This window comes from Actinomadura sp. NPDC049753 (genome assembly GCF_040674655.1).
Lineage (GTDB): Bacteria > Actinomycetota > Actinomycetes > Streptosporangiales > Streptosporangiaceae > Spirillospora > Spirillospora verrucosospora.
Window position 1 is genome coordinate 1 of record NZ_JBFARL010000192.1, and the last position, 14,615, is coordinate 14,615.

Annotated in this window: 16 protein-coding genes; 7 read left to right on the plus strand and 9 right to left on the minus strand. The window is 74.5% G+C overall.

Going from position 1 to position 14,615, the window contains the following annotated elements; translation table 11 throughout:
- Window positions 1-381 (minus strand): MFS transporter (locus tag AB0K37_RS33410; protein WP_363987793.1); only part of this gene is annotated, 381 nt, incomplete at its 3' end.
- 270 nt (window positions 382-651) lie between these two features.
- Between AB0K37_RS33410 and AB0K37_RS33415 the strand changes: the two genes are divergently transcribed.
- From AB0K37_RS33415 to AB0K37_RS33425, 3 genes are all read left to right on the plus strand, one after another.
- Window positions 652-1,224, plus strand: a complete 573-nt coding sequence (locus AB0K37_RS33415; protein ID WP_363987795.1) for a TetR/AcrR family transcriptional regulator — start codon at window positions 652-654, stop codon at window positions 1,222-1,224.
- Window positions 1,214-2,023, plus strand: coding sequence for an amidohydrolase family protein (locus tag AB0K37_RS33420; protein WP_363987796.1), 810 nt, complete (start codon window positions 1,214-1,216; stop codon window positions 2,021-2,023). Before AB0K37_RS33415 ends, AB0K37_RS33420 begins: the two co-directional genes overlap by 11 nt.
- A gap of 143 nt (window positions 2,024-2,166) precedes the next feature.
- On the plus strand, window positions 2,167-2,943 hold the full coding sequence (locus AB0K37_RS33425) for a hypothetical protein (protein WP_363987798.1): 777 nt from the start codon (window positions 2,167-2,169) through the stop codon (window positions 2,941-2,943).
- 105 nt (window positions 2,944-3,048) lie between these two features.
- Here AB0K37_RS33425 and AB0K37_RS33430 read toward each other — a convergent pair whose 3' ends face one another.
- The 6 genes from AB0K37_RS33430 to AB0K37_RS33455 all read right to left on the minus strand — a co-directional run bounded on the left by AB0K37_RS33430 (window position 3,049) and on the right by AB0K37_RS33455 (window position 8,519).
- A complete protein-coding gene (locus AB0K37_RS33430) occupies window positions 3,049-4,095 on the minus strand; it encodes a lysylphosphatidylglycerol synthase domain-containing protein (RefSeq protein ID WP_363987800.1) in 1,047 nt (348 codons plus the stop codon).
- Window positions 4,096-4,187: 92 nt separating this feature from the next.
- The gene (locus AB0K37_RS33435) at window positions 4,188-5,108 is read right to left on the minus strand and encodes an oxygenase MpaB family protein (protein ID WP_363987802.1); all 921 of its coding nucleotides are present in this window, start codon (window positions 5,106-5,108) and stop codon (window positions 4,188-4,190) included.
- Between the two features lie 198 nt (window positions 5,109-5,306).
- The gene (locus AB0K37_RS33440) at window positions 5,307-6,500 is read right to left on the minus strand and encodes a beta-ketoacyl synthase N-terminal-like domain-containing protein (protein WP_363987803.1); all 1,194 of its coding nucleotides are present in this window, start codon (window positions 6,498-6,500) and stop codon (window positions 5,307-5,309) included.
- Window positions 6,501-6,600: 100 nt separating this feature from the next.
- Window positions 6,601-7,659, minus strand: coding sequence for a low specificity L-threonine aldolase (locus AB0K37_RS33445; protein WP_363987805.1), 1,059 nt, complete (start codon window positions 7,657-7,659; stop codon window positions 6,601-6,603).
- A gap of 34 nt (window positions 7,660-7,693) precedes the next feature.
- A complete protein-coding gene (locus tag AB0K37_RS33450) occupies window positions 7,694-8,257 on the minus strand; it encodes a hypothetical protein (RefSeq protein ID WP_363987807.1) in 564 nt (187 codons plus the stop codon).
- 82 nt (window positions 8,258-8,339) lie between these two features.
- Complete coding sequence (locus AB0K37_RS33455; RefSeq protein WP_363987808.1) at window positions 8,340-8,519, minus strand: hypothetical protein; 180 nt, start codon at window positions 8,517-8,519, stop codon at window positions 8,340-8,342.
- A gap of 270 nt (window positions 8,520-8,789) precedes the next feature.
- On the opposite strand from AB0K37_RS33455, the gene AB0K37_RS33460 reads away from it, so the two are divergent.
- The gene (locus AB0K37_RS33460) at window positions 8,790-10,238 is read left to right on the plus strand and encodes a GAF domain-containing protein (protein WP_363987810.1); all 1,449 of its coding nucleotides are present in this window, start codon (window positions 8,790-8,792) and stop codon (window positions 10,236-10,238) included.
- Here the strand turns inward: AB0K37_RS33460 and AB0K37_RS33465 are convergent.
- Complete coding sequence (locus AB0K37_RS33465) at window positions 10,222-10,944, minus strand: histidine phosphatase family protein (RefSeq protein ID WP_363987812.1); 723 nt, start codon at window positions 10,942-10,944, stop codon at window positions 10,222-10,224. The two genes, AB0K37_RS33460 and AB0K37_RS33465, sit on opposite strands and share 17 nt — an antisense overlap.
- A 126-nt stretch (window positions 10,945-11,070) precedes the next feature.
- On the opposite strand from AB0K37_RS33465, the gene AB0K37_RS33470 reads away from it, so the two are divergent.
- Window positions 11,071-11,436, plus strand: a complete 366-nt coding sequence (locus AB0K37_RS33470) for a hypothetical protein (RefSeq protein ID WP_363987813.1) — start codon at window positions 11,071-11,073, stop codon at window positions 11,434-11,436.
- 190 nt (window positions 11,437-11,626) lie between these two features.
- Window positions 11,627-12,034 carry a hypothetical protein gene (locus AB0K37_RS33475; RefSeq protein ID WP_345183670.1) on the plus strand — a complete coding sequence of 136 codons (408 nt, stop codon included), beginning with the start codon at window positions 11,627-11,629 and terminating at the stop codon, window positions 12,032-12,034.
- A 55-nt stretch (window positions 12,035-12,089) separates the two neighbouring features.
- Here the strand turns inward: AB0K37_RS33475 and AB0K37_RS33480 are convergent, their stop codons facing one another.
- Window positions 12,090-12,857, minus strand: a complete 768-nt coding sequence (locus tag AB0K37_RS33480) for a nuclease-related domain-containing protein (RefSeq protein ID WP_363987814.1) — start codon at window positions 12,855-12,857, stop codon at window positions 12,090-12,092.
- Between the two features lie 286 nt (window positions 12,858-13,143).
- Here AB0K37_RS33480 and AB0K37_RS33485 point away from each other — a divergent pair.
- Window positions 13,144-14,615: helicase-related protein (locus AB0K37_RS33485; protein WP_363987815.1), on the plus strand; the 1,472-nt coding region annotated here is incomplete at its 3' end.

Consider the following 14,615-nt stretch of genomic DNA (forward strand, 5'->3'; position numbering starts at 1 on the left):
GCGGGCGCGGGCGGCGGGAGGCGCGAGCGCGGTCGCGGTGGCGAGCGCGACGGCCCAGAACCCGGCGTTGGCCAGGGCGGCGGCGACGCGGGTCGCCAGCAGCACCGCGTAGCTGGTGGTGAGGGCGCCGACGGCGTGGACGGCGACGAAGGCGACCAGGAACGCCAGCAGCGCGCGGCGGCGCGGCCACCGGCGGGCCAGCAGCGTCATGGACGGGGCGCCGATCACCATGCCGACGGCGAAGGCGGAGGTGAGCAGGCCGGCGGCGGGGATGGACACGCCCAGGTCCGCGGCGATGCCCGGGACGAGCCCGGACAGCATGAATTCGGAGGTGCCCTGGGCGAACACGGCGAGCCCGAGGACGTAGACGGCGAAAGGCAAGGGGAGACTCCCGAGACGGCGAACAGGTCGGCTGTCGATGGGGGGCTGCGCCGAGACGGCCGTCCGGCGTCGGCACGGACGGCGACGGCAGAAGAAGATCCCTCGGATGCGAGGGCGAGGAAGGCAGCCCGCCTCAGGCGGCCCGCACGAAGGGGAGCCGCCCGGGAGTCAGCGTCTGTCGGACTCGGGGCTGGACATGGTCATGAGGCTAGCAGGGCCCCGGAAGGCCCCTGTACAGAACATTGTTCTGGCGTGGCAGAATAATGTTCTATGACGGAGGCCGGACGGGAGCGGATCCTGCGGGCGGCGCTGGAGCTGTTCGGGCGCGACGGGGTCGCCGGGACCACGCTGAGCGGGCTGAGGGCGGCGAGCGGGGTGAGCGTGGGCAGCTTCTACCACCACTTCTCCGGCAAGGAGCAGGTGGCGGAGGCGCTGTTCGTCGAGAGCATCGGGATGTACCAGGACGCCTTCCTCGCCGAGCTGAAGGCGCACGGCGGCGCGAGGGAGGCGGTGGCCTCGGTCGTGGCGTTCCACGTGCGGTGGTGCAGGGAGCATCCGGGCCGGGCCCGGTTCATGTTCACCGAACGTCCCGCCGGGAGCGCGGGGCTGGCCGAGCGCAACGGCGCGTTCTTCCGCGAGGTGCGCAGCTGGTGGCGCGTGCAGGCGCGGCACGGCGCGCTGCTCGACGTGGACGCGGTCACCGCGTTCGTCCTGTGGCTCGGGCCCGCGCAGGAACTGTGCCGGCTCTGGCTGAACGGCCAGTGCCCCGAACCGGACGGCGGGCAGGTCGAATCGCTGAGCGAGGCCGCATGGCGGTCGGTGGGAGGTCCCCATGGTGATTGACGCGTGGATGCAGCACGGGACGGTGCGGTTCCTGCGGCACGAGATGCTCGACTCGCTCTGGAGGTGGACCGGGCAGGAACCGCCGGCGGAGGAGGTCCCGGTCGGAGCCACGGTCGCGGCGATGGACGCCGGGGGAGTGGACGTCGGCCTGATCAGCGCCTGGTACGGGCCCCAGGGCGACCTCGTGAGCAACGACGAGGTCGCGTCGTTCGTGCGGCAGGCGCCCGGTCGGCTCGCCGGCATCGCCTCGGTCGACCTGCGCAAGCCGATGGAGGCCGTGCGGGAGCTGAGGCGGTGCGTGGGCGAACTGGGCTTCAAGGGCCTGCGCGTGGTGCCGTGGCTGTGGGAGCTGCCGCCCACCGACCGCCGGTTCTACCCCCTGTTCGCCGAATGCGTGGAGCTGGGCGTCCCCTTCTGCACGCAGGTCGGCCACACGGGGCCGCTGCGCCCGAGCGAGACGGGCAGGCCCATCCCGTACGTCGACCAGGTGGCGCTCGACTTCCCCGAGCTCGTCATCGTGGGCGGGCACATCGGCTACCCGTGGACGGAGGAGATGGTCGCGGTGTGCCGGAAACACCCGAACGTCTACATCGACACGTCCGCGTACACGGTCCGCCGGTACCCGCCGGAGCTCGTCCGGTACATGGCCCAGGACCGGCACCACAAGGTCATGTTCGGCACCAACTACCCGATGCTGACCGCCGAGCGCGCGCTCAAGGGCCTGGACGACCTCGGCCTGGGCGAGGACGCTCGGGATGCGTTCCTCGCGGGCAACGCCCGCAAGGTCTTCCGGCTGTAATTGATCTACAACGTAAAGGCGCCGGGCGTGGCGACGCCGTCGCCGCCCGCCGCATTGCGTGGTCGTCCCTGATCCGGACGGTTCAACACGGCGCTCCTACACGGATGGGGGCGTCAACGACAAACAACACGCAGGAGGCAATCGTGGGCCACCGTGAAAGCTACGGCACCATCTCCTACAGGGAGTGCCCTTTCGACGGCAGCTTCGTTCTCACGCCCGCGCGTGACGAAACCATCACCGTGAAGAAGGTCACTGGCGAGGTGTGCAACGCAGGCCTCGGCACCCTCATCATCAAGGAGGTCGCCGACAGCGGCCGCCTCCTCAACCCGGGTGGTGGAACCGTCGCCATCGGCAAGGTCACCGGCCATGGGTTCGTCCGGAACTGGAACGGTGGCGGTGACGGCGTCCTCAAGGCCGGCACCGTCACCATCGGCAAGGTCACCGACCGTGGCCGTGTCCACAACGAAGGCAACGGCACCGTCACCATCGACGAACTCGCTGGCAAGGGCTATTACGAGAACGCCAGCGGTCGTGCCATCGTCATCATCGATGAGGTCACCAGCGAAGCCTGCGTCGTCGAGAAGGCGCCCATCGACGGCGGTCTCAGCGACGGCGGCACCGGGCTCGTCAAGAAGGCGAAGGGTCGCAGCCAGATCGTCGTCTGCGGCGGCAGCGTCAAGATCGAGGAGCTCCTCGGCAAGGCCGGCGTCCTTCTCCGCTTCGGCGTGGCCGTCCTGCCGGCGAGCGCCGCAGGCCGTGTCTCCGGCTGGTTCGGCAGCGGTCTCAAGCCGGGCATCGTCGGCGGAACCGTCAGCGCGGTCGTCGAGGCCGCGGTGGACTACGCCGATGAGGACCTGATCGGCGATCGGCGTTACCGCGTCAGGCGACCCGCGCGGTTCGGGTGGGTCGTCGGGCAGTGACACAGAACTGGAAGCACGGCACTGCGCCGGGCCTCCAGCCCCGACCGGCGGCCCTTCCTCACGCAACGAGGGAGGGCCGCACGCGTGCTCAGCACGATGAAGGAGTCACCGCCGGAGCGTCCGGCAGGCCAGGATCCCCAGCGGGACGGGCGCCCAGAACGTGACCGCCCGGAACAGCAGGACGGCGTGCAGGGCCGGGCCCGCGGCGATGCCGAGGGCGGCGAGCGCGGCGACGAGGGCGGCCTCGGTGGAGCCGACGCCGCCGGGCGTCGGGACGGCCGAGCCCGCCGCGGCCCCCACCAGGTAGGCGGCGACGAGCGTCGGCGCGTCGGCCGGGCCCACCGCCGTCCCCGGGACGGCGAGGACGCTGAGGGCGAACGCGACGCCGAGGACGAACGTGGTCCCCGCGGACGCGGCGAGGGTGACCGCGAGGTCCCGCGGGCGGCGGCACAGGTCGGCGAGCCCGGCCGCGGCGCTGCGGGCCGCGGTGGAGCGGACCGCGCGGCGGCCCCACAGCACGGCGGCCGGCAGCAGCACGCCGACGGCGACGAGCAGCGGGAGGGGCGGCACGAGGCCGGCGGCCCGGGAGGCGTGGTGCCCGAGGGCGTCCAGCATCCGGTCGTTCCCGCCGCCCGGGGCCACGACGGCGCCGAGGCCGAGGACCGCGCCCGTCAGCAGGAGGTCGGCGGGGACGCCGGCGACCTGGAGGACCGCCACGGCGACGGCGGCGCGGGGCAGCGGCAGGCCGCGGCACACGAGGTAGCGGGTGTTGACGGCCGCGGCGCCGAGGCCCCCGGGCGTGACGCGGTTGGCGGCCGACGCGGTGAGCTGCGTCATCGTCGTCCTGACCAGGGGGAGCGGGCGGCCCGCCGCGCCGCGCAGCGCGACCGCGGAGCAGACGTAGTGCAGCAGGGACAGCAGGACCAGGCCCGGCAGGAACCCCCACCGCATGTGGCCGAGCGCGGCGAGCGCCGGTCGCAGCGGCCCGGCGGTCGCCAGGACGGCGGCGGCGAGGACGGTCAGCAGGAGCCCGGCGGCCGCCCAGCGGGCCTGGTGGATCCGCCGGGTGAGGGACGGTGTCGCGGCGCCGGCGCCGAGGCCGGGGAACTCGGCGGGCGACGCGGGGACGGCGCCGGCTGTGATCGTCTCCACACCTCAGTGTCCGGTTGCCCGCCTGAAGCGCGGGCGACCTCCGGCCCCCCTCGGCAAGAACGTTGCGTGACCTGCGGGGCGTGCGGCGCCGCTCAGGCGGCCGGGCGGTAGCGGTCCTGGCGGGTCTGGGCGCCGATGTAGCGGAGCATGCTGCGCAGGGCCCAGTGGTTGAGGCCGGTGGGCATCATGCGGTAGCCCTGCCGGTTGGCCAGGGCCAGCGCGGCGAACCGGGCCTGGTCGAGCGGGGACCAGGGGATGTCGAAGCGGTCCCGGACGACCTGCGGCAGGCAGCCGAAGGTGATCAGGCGGAGCGGGCGCTCGATGGCGAGGCGTCCGGCGCGGTCGATCCGGGGGCCGCCGACGGGCAGCAGGGTGACGGTGCCGGAGCCGTGCTTGGCGATCTCCAGGGCGCGGGCGGCGGCGGGGGTGAGTTCGAGCGTCCGGGTGCAGACGTGCCAGAACTTGGACTGGAAGGCGGCGTAGTCGGCGGGGACGGGTCGCATGCTGACGCCGTAGCGGGAGTACCAGGTGACGGTCTCGGCGTACATCCGCTCGTGGTCCTCGGCGGTGAGCGTGCCGGGGTGGAAGGTCTCGGCGGCCTTGAAGATCTCCCAGGTGAACGTGGCGTGCGCCCACCAGAACGTCTCGGGTTCGAGGGCGTGGTAGCGGCGGGCGCGCTCGTCCACGCCGCCGATGGCGCGGTGCAGGTCGCGGATGGTGCGGGCGCGGGCGGCGCCGTCCGGGGCGAGGATCGTGGCCCAGATCTGCGGGACGGACCGGTGGATCCGGTCGAAGGGGGCGTCGAAGAACGCGGAGTGCTCGGTGACGCCGGCGCCGATGCCGGGGTGCATGAGCTGCATCAGCCCGGCGGCGGCGCCGGGGAGCAGGGAGCGCAGGTCGGCGGCGTGCCGCCAGAGGAGCGTGCCGGGGCCGAGCGGGGCGCGGGCGGCCGTGCGGGCGGGCCTGCGGGCGGCGGCGGCGACGACCGTGGGGGGCGGGGGCGGGGCGGTCATCGCACCTCCTGCCGGCGGTTGCTTACTGTCACCGTAACGACTGTGAGACAAAAGTCAATCTTTGTCGCACGATCGCCCGTCCGTCGGCGGCCGCCGCGCGGCCCGGGACGGGTTCGCCCCGTCCCTCCACGTGAGGCCTAGCCGAGCCTCGTGCGGAGGGACGGGGCGAACGGCCCTGGCCCTGTGCCTACTCGCGGGTCAGGCGGTGGCGGGCTTGTACACGGCGACGGCGCAGGCACTGCCGAGGCCGATGTTGTGCTGGAGGGCGACGCGGGCGCCGTCCACCTGGCGGGCGCCGGCCTTGCCGCGCAGCTGCCACGTCAGCTCGGCGCACTGGGCGAGGCCGGTGGCGCCGAGGGGGTGGCCCTTGGAGATGAGGCCGCCGGAGGGGTTGACGACCCACCTGCCGCCGTAGGTGGTGGCCTCGTCATCGACGAGCTTGTGGCCCTCGCCGACCTCGGCCATGCCGAGCGCCTCGTAGGTGATGAGCTCGTTGGCGCTGAAGCAGTCGTGCAGTTCGATGACGTCGACGTCGTCGATGGACACCTGGGCCTCGTCCATCGCCTTGCGGGCGGCGCGCTGGGAGACGCCGAACCCGACGACCTGGATGGAGGAGTGGTCGGCGAAGCTCTCCTGGGTGTCGCTCGCGATGTGGTGGCCGGCGATCTCGACGGCCCGGTCCCACAGGTCGTGCGCGTCCAGGAACCGCTCGCTGACGACGAGCGCGGCGGCGGCGCCGTCGGAGGTGGGGGAGCACTGGAGCTTGGTCAGCGGGTCGAAGATCATCGTGGCGTTCTTGACGTCGTCGAGGGAGTACTCGGTCTGGAACTGCGCGTAGGGGTTGTTGACCGAGTGCTTGTGGTTCTTCCAGCCGATCCAGGCGTAGTGGTCGGGGGTCGAGCCGTACTTCTCCATGTGCTCGCGGCCGGCGTTGCCGAACATCTGCGGCATGGGCGCCTTGTCCAGCTCCCACTCGCGGCCCGCGGTCATGGAGCGCAGGTGGTGGTCGATGATGGTGACCTTGGACTCGCCCATGCCGGCGCCGAGCGAGCCCTTCTTCATCTTCTCCATGCCGAGCGCGAGGGCGCAGTCGGCGAGGCCGCCGCGCACGGCCTGGCGGGCGAGGAACAGCGCGCTGGACCCGGTCGCGCACGCGTTCATGACGGTCATGACGGGGATGCCGGTCATGCCGGTCTCGTAGAGGGCGCGCTGGCCCATCGATCCGTACATCGAGCCGGCGTAGGCCGTCTCGACGGCGTCGTAGCCGACGCCCGCGTCCTCCAGGGCGTTGCCGACGGCCTCCTTGGCCATGTCGGGGTACTCCCAGTCGCGGGAGCCGGGCTTCTCGAACTTGGTCATGCCCACGCCGACGACGAAGGTGCGGTTGGCCATCGGGCTCGCCTCCTGTAACCGAATCATGTTCGGTTACACCATAGCCCGCGGCCCGCCCGGCGGGCGGGGGCGCTCCCGATGATCGGGATGACCGGGCCGGTCAGGCCGCCATCTCCTCGGCGAGCGCGGCGGCGAACGCGTCCACGTCGTCCTCGGTCGTGTCGAAGGAGCAGACCCAGCGGACCTCGCCGGTCGCCTCGTTCCAGGTGTAGAAGGGGAACCGCTTGCGCAGCCGCTCGGCCGCGTCCTTCGGCATGAGCGCGAACACCGTGTTGGCCTGCACGTCCTGGGTGATCTCGACGCCGGGGACGGCGCGGGCGGCGCCCTCCAGGCGGCGGGCCATGGCGTTGGCGTGCGCGGCGTTGCGCAGCCACAGGTCGCCGTCCAGCAGCGCGATGAGCTGCGCCGACACGTACCGCATCTTGGACGCCAGCTGCATGCTCGACTTGCGCAGGTAGGCCAGCCCCCGCACGGCGCCCGGGTTCAGGACGACGATCGCCTCGCCGAGCAGCAGCCCGTTCTTGGTGCCGCCGAACGACAGCACGTCCACGCCCGCGTCGGTGGTGAGGGCGCGCAGCGGCAGTCCGAGGGACGCGGCGGCGTTGGCGATGCGGGCGCCGTCCATGTGGACCGACAGGCCGCGCTCGTGCGCCGCCGCCGCCACGGCCGCCGTCTCCCACACGCTGTAGACGGTGCCGAGCTCGGTGCTCTGGGTGATCGACACGACGGCCGGCTCGCGCCGCTGCACGTTGCCGAAGCCCGTCGCGTACCGGTCCACCAGTTCGGGGGTGAGCTTGCCGTCCGGGGCCGGCACCGTGACGAGCTTCAGTCCCGCGATCTTCTCGGACGCGCCGCACTCGTCGGTGTTGATGTGCGCCGGCTCCGGGCACACCACCGCGCTCCACCGCTCCGACATCGCCTGCAGCGACACCACGTTCGCGCCCGTCCCGTTGAACACCGGGAACACCTCGGCCTGCTCGCCGAAGTGGCGCCGGACGACCTCGCGGAGCCGGCCGGTGACGGCGTCGTCGCCGTAGGCGGGCTGGTGCCCGGTGTTCACCTCGGCCAGGGCCGCGAGGACCTCCGGGTGGACGCTCGCCTGGTTGTCGCTGGCGAAACCGCGCGCGGCGGACGGACGGATGTCGGACGGCTGAGTCATGCCCCCATTCTCCAGGACGCCCGCCGATGTCTCCTTATGCCGGGCGGTCGGTGAGGTCCTGCAGCGGGGCGGGCGCGGCGTCCGGCGGCGGCTCGGCGGTGCGCAGCGCCATCCGGGCGCGCATCGCGTCGAGGTCGTCGCCGAACCGGGTGACGGTGGACTGCAGGTCGCGCCACAGCCCGGTCCGCTGCTCCAGCGCCGCGACCTTGGCGCGCAGGTCGGCGACGCGCCGCTCGGCGGCCTCCAGCCGGGCGTGGTCGCCGGCGGACTCCCGGCCGGTCCGGATCAGGCTGGTGGCGATGGCGGCCAGGTCGCGCTCGGTGTCGTCCATGCGCTCGTCCAGGCGCGGCAGCAGCCGGTCGTTGAGCTGCGCCACCAGCGAGTCGAGCTCGGTGCGGATCGTGCGCAGCTCGGCGTCCTGGACGCGGACCGACTGCTCTAGGATCGACAGGCGCTCGACGAGGACGGGCAGCAGCCGGACGAGCTCCGCCGACCGCTCCAGATCTCGCCCGGCTCTGACGAGGGCGCCGGCGCCCTCGCGCAGATGGCGCTCCACCTCGGCGGCGGCGCGGCGGACGAGACCCGGTATCACGGTCATGGCGCTCCCTTCCGGGGCCGGCGGGTGGAATCTCCTAAAACTGTAGGCGAATCGACCGTAAACGTTTTGTGAACTCACCGGTTTATCTCGTGGCCCGCGGCGCCTCCCGGACCGGCGGCCGCCGCCCGTGCGAGAAGGCGCGCGGGGCGGGCGGCACGCCGCAGGCGCACAGCCCCTGCCGCACGATGAGCGAGGCGCGTTCGGCGGTGTAGTCCGCCCGGCTCGCGGCCGGTCGGACGCGGTGGCACGTCAGGCAGAGCATGGGTCGGTTCTCCCCCCGTAGCGCCGGGAGCCGGGGCCGTCCCGCACGCATTCCCCCCGGACGCGTGCGGGACGGCGGACCCACAGGATGGTCCTCCGGCTGCCCGGCGCCGCTCACGGTAGGCGCTCCCACGTTGCATGCACGTTGCGATCATCCGATCACGGACCGTGCCCTGATCCGGTCGGGCGGGATCCGGCGAATCGGTTGCACCGCCCAGGCGATGGACCGATGCTCGAACGGAGCCGGAGTTCCTTCCGGGAGAAAGGGCTGATGGTGGTGCGCGAGCCGGGGACCGTCCGGACGCCGATCGCCGAGTCGTGGCGGCGCTCCAGGGACGCCGACGTCGACGCGGGCATGGACGCGGCGCCCCTGGTGTTCGACCGTGACTCCCTGGCCGACGCCCGCGGCGTCCACCCCCTCGAACCGCACCTGCCGATGCTGCAGGCGCTGCTGCGGCGGGTCGCCGACGAGACCGAGCACCTGATGGTGATCACCGACGCCGCCGGGCACGTGCTGTGGACGCAGGGCCCGGCCTTCGCCCGCCGCGCCGCCGAGGCCATCGGCCTGACCGCGGGCTTCCTGTGGTCGGAGGACGCCGTCGGGACCAACGGCATCGGCACCGCGCTCGCCTCCGGCCGGCCCGAGTACGTGTACGCCGCCGAGCACGTCGCGCAGGTCCTGCACCGCTGGTCGTGCGCCGGCGCGCCGATCACCGATCCCGACTCGGGGCGTGTGGTCGGCTGCATCGACGTCAGCGCGACGGTGCAGGCGCTGCACCCGGCGACCGTCGCGCTCGTCGCCGCCGCGGCGCGGCTGGCCGAGGCGCGGCTGGAGAACGAGATGCTGGTGCGCGACCAGCGGCTGCGCGAGCGGCTCCTGCCGCATCTGCGGGGGCTGCGCGGCACCGGCGTCCTCGCCACCGTCACCGGCCGCATCCTCGCCGCGCCGGGGGGCGGGCTGGTCGGCCGGCGCGTCGCCGTCCCCGAGCCCGGGGGGACGGTCGTGCTGCCGGACGGCCGCACCGCCGTCGCCGAGCCCCTGGGCGAGGCGTTCCTGCTGCGGATCCCGGGGGCGCGCGGCCGGGTCGACGACGGCGCCCGGTCCGGGCGCGGCCTGTCGGCCGGGCCCGCGGCCGCCGGGGCGCCGCTGCTGACGCTGGCGCTGCTGGGCGACGGACCGCACGCGCTGCTGGACGGGCGGCGGTTCGACCTGACGCTGCGGCACGCAGAGATCCTCGCGCTGCTGGCGCTGCATCCGCGGGGCCTCAGCGGCGACCGGCTGTCGCTGTGCCTGTACGGCGACGAGGGCAGCGCGGCGACCGTCCGCCCCGAGATCCACCGGCTCCGCCACCAGTTCGGCGACGTGGTGCGCGCCCGCCCCTACCGGCTGGACTGCGCGGTCGACGCCGACTTCCTCGCCGTCCGGCGGCTGCTGGACGAGGGGGACGTCGCCGGCGCCGTGCGGCTGTACGGGGGCGAGATGCTGCCGCGCTCGGACGCGCCCGCCGTCCGCGCGGAACGCGACGAGCTGGCGGTGCGCGTCCGGCGGCAGGTGCTCGACGGCGGCGGCGCCGACGTGCTGTGGGCCTACGCGCAGACCGAGCCGGGCCGCGGCGACCTGGAGGCGCTGGAGCGGCTGCGGGGCGTCCTGCCGCCGGGGGATCCGCGGCTGGCCGCCGTGAACTCGCGCAGCGCCCGGCTGCTCAGCGGCGAGCCGTAGGAGGCGGCACCGCGGCGGCGAGGTGGGCGCAGTCGTTGTAGCAGACGGCCGCGAGGCCGCTCCCGTCGTGGCGCCAGCGGGTGACCGACGCGTTGGCGACGGGCTCCTTCTCGATCCGCATGACCTCCTCCTCGGTCAGCTCCTCCACCAGGTAGCGGGTCATGACGATGATCGCGTCGTGGGCGACGACCAGGGCCCGGCCGCCGGGGGCGCCGGCCTGCAGGTCGCGGTAGAAGCTGCGCAGCCGCAGCGCCAGGTCGGCCCACGACTCGCCGCCGGGCGGCCGGTGGTAGAACTTGCCGAGGTGGCGCAGCCGCTCGGCCTCGTCCGGGAACCGCGCGCGGACGCCGCGGGGGGTGAGCCCCTGCAGGACGCCCTGCTCGCGGTCGCGGATCCGCTCGTCCACCTGGATCCGCGGGGCGGCGAAGGACGTCTCGGCGAGCGCGATCCGGGCGGTGTCGAGCGCGCGCACGTAGGGGGAGGCGATCACCCTCGTGGGCCGCTCGTCCTCGGGGAGTTCCTCCAGCCAGCGGCCGAGCGCCGCCGCCTGCGCCCGCCCGGTGTCCGACAGCGGGACGTCGGCGTCCCGCTCGGGGATGTCGACCTCCTCGGCGTCGGTGCCGAGGACGGCCTGGTAGGCGAGGTTGCCGGTGCTCTCTCCGTGCCGGGTCAGGGTCAGCCATCGCAGCGCGTTCACGCCCGCCATGCTGCCATGCCCGCCGGCCCGCCGATCCTGCGCCGCCGATCCCGCGCCGCCGGAGCCGGGCCGCCGGAGCCGGGCCCGCCGGGCGGCGGCGCGGTTGCTCTACAGCCGGTAGTACTCTTTGGTGCCGTGACGAACGTGCTGTCCGCCACGACGATCGTGGCGGCCCTCCTGGCCGCCGGCTACGCGCTGGTGACGGCGCTGCGCGGCCGGGCGATGGGCGCCGCCGACCTCGGCGCGTTCGGCGTCCTGGAGGTGCTGCTCGTCGCGCAGGCCGTGGTCGCCTTCGTCAAGCTCTCCGGCGGCGAGGGGCCGGACGGCCCCGCCACCTTCGTCGGCTACCTGCTGGGATCGCTGCTGATCCCCGTCGCCGGCGCCGGGTGGGGGCTGCTGGAGCGCACCCGGTGGGGCCCCACCGTGCTCGTCGTGGCCGGGGTGGCCGTCGCCGTCATGATCGTGCGGATGAACCAGCTGTGGAGCGGCACCGGTGCCTGACCCCGAACACGAGCCCGCCCGCGAGACCGAGCCCGTCCGCGAGGACGCGCCCGTCCCCGAGACCGCGCCCGTCCCCGAGACCGCGGTCCGGGAGCCGCTGGCCCGCGCGGACGACGGCGCCCGCGCCGGCGCCGAGGCCCGCACGGGCGGCGGTGCCCGGCCCGGCGCCACCGCCGGCGGGCCGGGACGGCTGCTGGTCGCCGTCTACGCGGTCTTCGCGCTCGCGGCCGGTGCGCGGGCGGGGGTGCAGATCGCCACCCGCTTCTCCGACGCGCCGGTCGCCTACCTGCTGTCGGCGGTCGCCGCCGCCGTCTACGTCGTGGCGACGGTGGCCCTGGCCCGGGGCGGCCGGACCTCGTTCCGCATCGCGGTCGCCGCCTGCGCGACGGAGCTGGCGGGCGTGCTCGCCGTGGGCACGCTCAGCATCGCCGACCGCGCCGCGTTCCCCGACGAGACCGTCTGGTCCGTCTACGGGCGCGGCTACGGGTTCGTGCCCCTGATCCTGCCCGTCGTGGGCCTGCTGTGGCTGCGCCGCACCGCCCGCAGAGGTGGCGGAACCCCCGCGGGCGGTGGGCGCCCTGTGAGCGGCGGCGTGTGAGCCCTCCGGCCACAGGTGTCTGTGGGTCATGCCGTCCTCCTGCCAGAGGGGCCGGTCACGCCGCGGCTTGGGCCGAGCCGGGGGAGCCGACCGGCAGGGCGTGCACGGCGGCCCGGGCGATCGCCTCGATCTCCTCGGGGGAGCGGTCGGCGGTCGGGTTGCGGCGCATCCAGCGGATCAGCTTCAGCGGCGGGGCGAACACGATGCCGTCGGCGGTGAACGGCGTGCGGGCGAGCTTGCCGCCGTGCACGGCCAGCACCGGCGTCACCGTCACCGGCGTCCCGGCGGCGCGGGAGATCGCCTCGGCGGCGGCCTCGGCCCGCGCGGTCAGCCCGCGGACGAGCTTGGTCTGCGTCCGGCCGTCGATGAAGAGCCTGCCGCCGTGCTGGGAGACCTCGGCCCCGGGCGACCACGCCTCGTTGTGCACGAGCCAGACGCCGCCGGGCCCCACCACCAGTTCGTCGGCGATGCCGTGCCCGGGGACCGTCCGGGCGTGCAGCACGCGGTACCCGCGCCGCTCCAGCGTGTAGCGCAGGAACCGGTCCATGCGCTGGTCGCCGCGCAGCCCGAGGCGCCACACCCGCGACGCGCTGTAAATGCGCCAATGGACGAGCGTGTCCGCGGTCGCCACCACAACGGCCATCGCGATTCCGAAAACGGCGTTGACGAGCAGCCCGCACAGCACGAGCGTCGCCACCGCCAGAAAGGCGCGTGTCCGCAATCGTCCTTTTCGGCCCCGCTGCCAGAGTTCCTCGTACACCGCCTGCGGCGAGCCGCCGGTGAAAGCGGGACGGTCCCTGAGGTAGATGGAGCTGCCGAACATGTCCGTCCTCCCAGCACCTGCTTAGACGCCACCAGTATGGGGATGCCGCGGCATTCCCGCCACACTTTGCGAGGTGACTTAAATCAAACTCCCGCGCCACTTCTTGGGTCTGGGGCATTGCTCACCTGCCCGTTCGGGTGTGATTGGGTGAGACGATTCGGGGAACACCGGAGAAGAGCCTCGGAGATTGGCTGAAAGGCGCGGTGCAACTATCACCGCAACATTCAAAGCCTTTTTCATTGCAATTGATTGCTCCGGGGCGCGGCCGGAGCGGCACACTGGGACGATGCACCTCAGCGCCGCCGAAGGCCTCCCCGTCCGCCAGGCCGTCCCCGCCCTGCGCGCGGCTCTGGACGAGCACGGCGCGGCGGTGCTGGCGGCGCCGCCCGGCACCGGGAAGACCACCCTGGTCCCGCTCGCCCTCGCCGGGCTCGCCCTCGCGCAGGGGCAGGGCACCCCGCCGGCGCCCGGCAGGGTCCTGGTCCTGGAACCCCGCCGTCTCGCCGCCCGCGCCGCCGCCCGCCGCATGGCCTGGCTCCTCGGCGAACGTGTCGGCGGCCGGGTCGGCGTCACCGTCCGGGGCGAGACCCGCCCCGGCTCCCGCGTCGAGGTCGTCACCACGGGCGTGGTCCTCCAGCGCCTCCAGTCCGACCCCGAGCTCGACGGCGTCGGCACGGTGATCCTGGACGAGTGCCACGAGCGGCACCTGGACGCCGACACCGCGCTGGCGTTCCTGCTCGACGTCCGCGCCGCGCTGCGCCCCGACCTGCGCCTGGTCGCCGCGTCGGCCACCGCCGACACCGGCCCGTGGTCGCGCCTGCTCGGCGGCGCCCCGGTCGTGGAGACCGCGGCGGCGCTCCACCCGGTCGAGACGGTCTGGGCGCCGCCGCCGCGCCCCCTCCCGCCGCCGCACGGCATGCGCGTCGACCCGGGGTTCCTCGCGCACGTCGCCGCGACCGCCCGCCGGGCGCTGGCCGAGCGCGACGGCGACGTCCTGTGCTTCCTGCCGGGGGTCGGCGAGATCGCCCGCGTCGCCGGGCTGCTGTCCGGCGCGCCCGCCGAGATCCTGCAGATCCACGGCCAGGCGCCGGGGCGCGTGCAGGACGAGGTGCTCGCGCCCGCGTCCCGCCGCCGGATCGTCCTCGCCACCTCGGTGGCCGAGTCGAGCCTCACCGTCCCCGGCGTCCGCGCGGTCGTCGACTCCGGCCTCGCCCGCGAGCCGCGCACCGACCACGCCCGCGGCCTCGGCTCGCTCACCACCGTCCGCGCGTCCCGCGCCACCGCCGACCAGCGCGCCGGGCGGGCCGGGCGCGAGGCCCCGGGCGCCGTCTACCGGTGCTGGACGCAGGCCGAGCACGACCGGCTCCCGGCCCGTCCCCGCCCCGAGATCGAGCTGGCGGACCTCACCGGGTTCGCCCTCCAGGCGGCCTGCTGGGGCGACCCCGGCGCGACCGGCCTCGCCCTGCCCGACCCGCCCCCGGCCGCCGCGATGGACGCCGCCCGCTCCACCCTGCACGCCCTCGGGGCCCTGCGGGACGGCCGCGCCACCGACCGCGGCCGCCGGCTGGCGCGCGTCGGCCTGCACCCCCGCCTGGCCCGCGCCCTCCTCGACGGCGCCCCGCGCGTCGGCGCCCGCGACGCGGCGCAGATCGGGGCGGCGGCTCCGAGAGCAGGGCGACGATCTGCGCCGCGGGGCGGCGCTGCCCGACATGCAGGAGCGGCTGCACATCGAGTTGACCGGGCTGCAATGGATCGTCG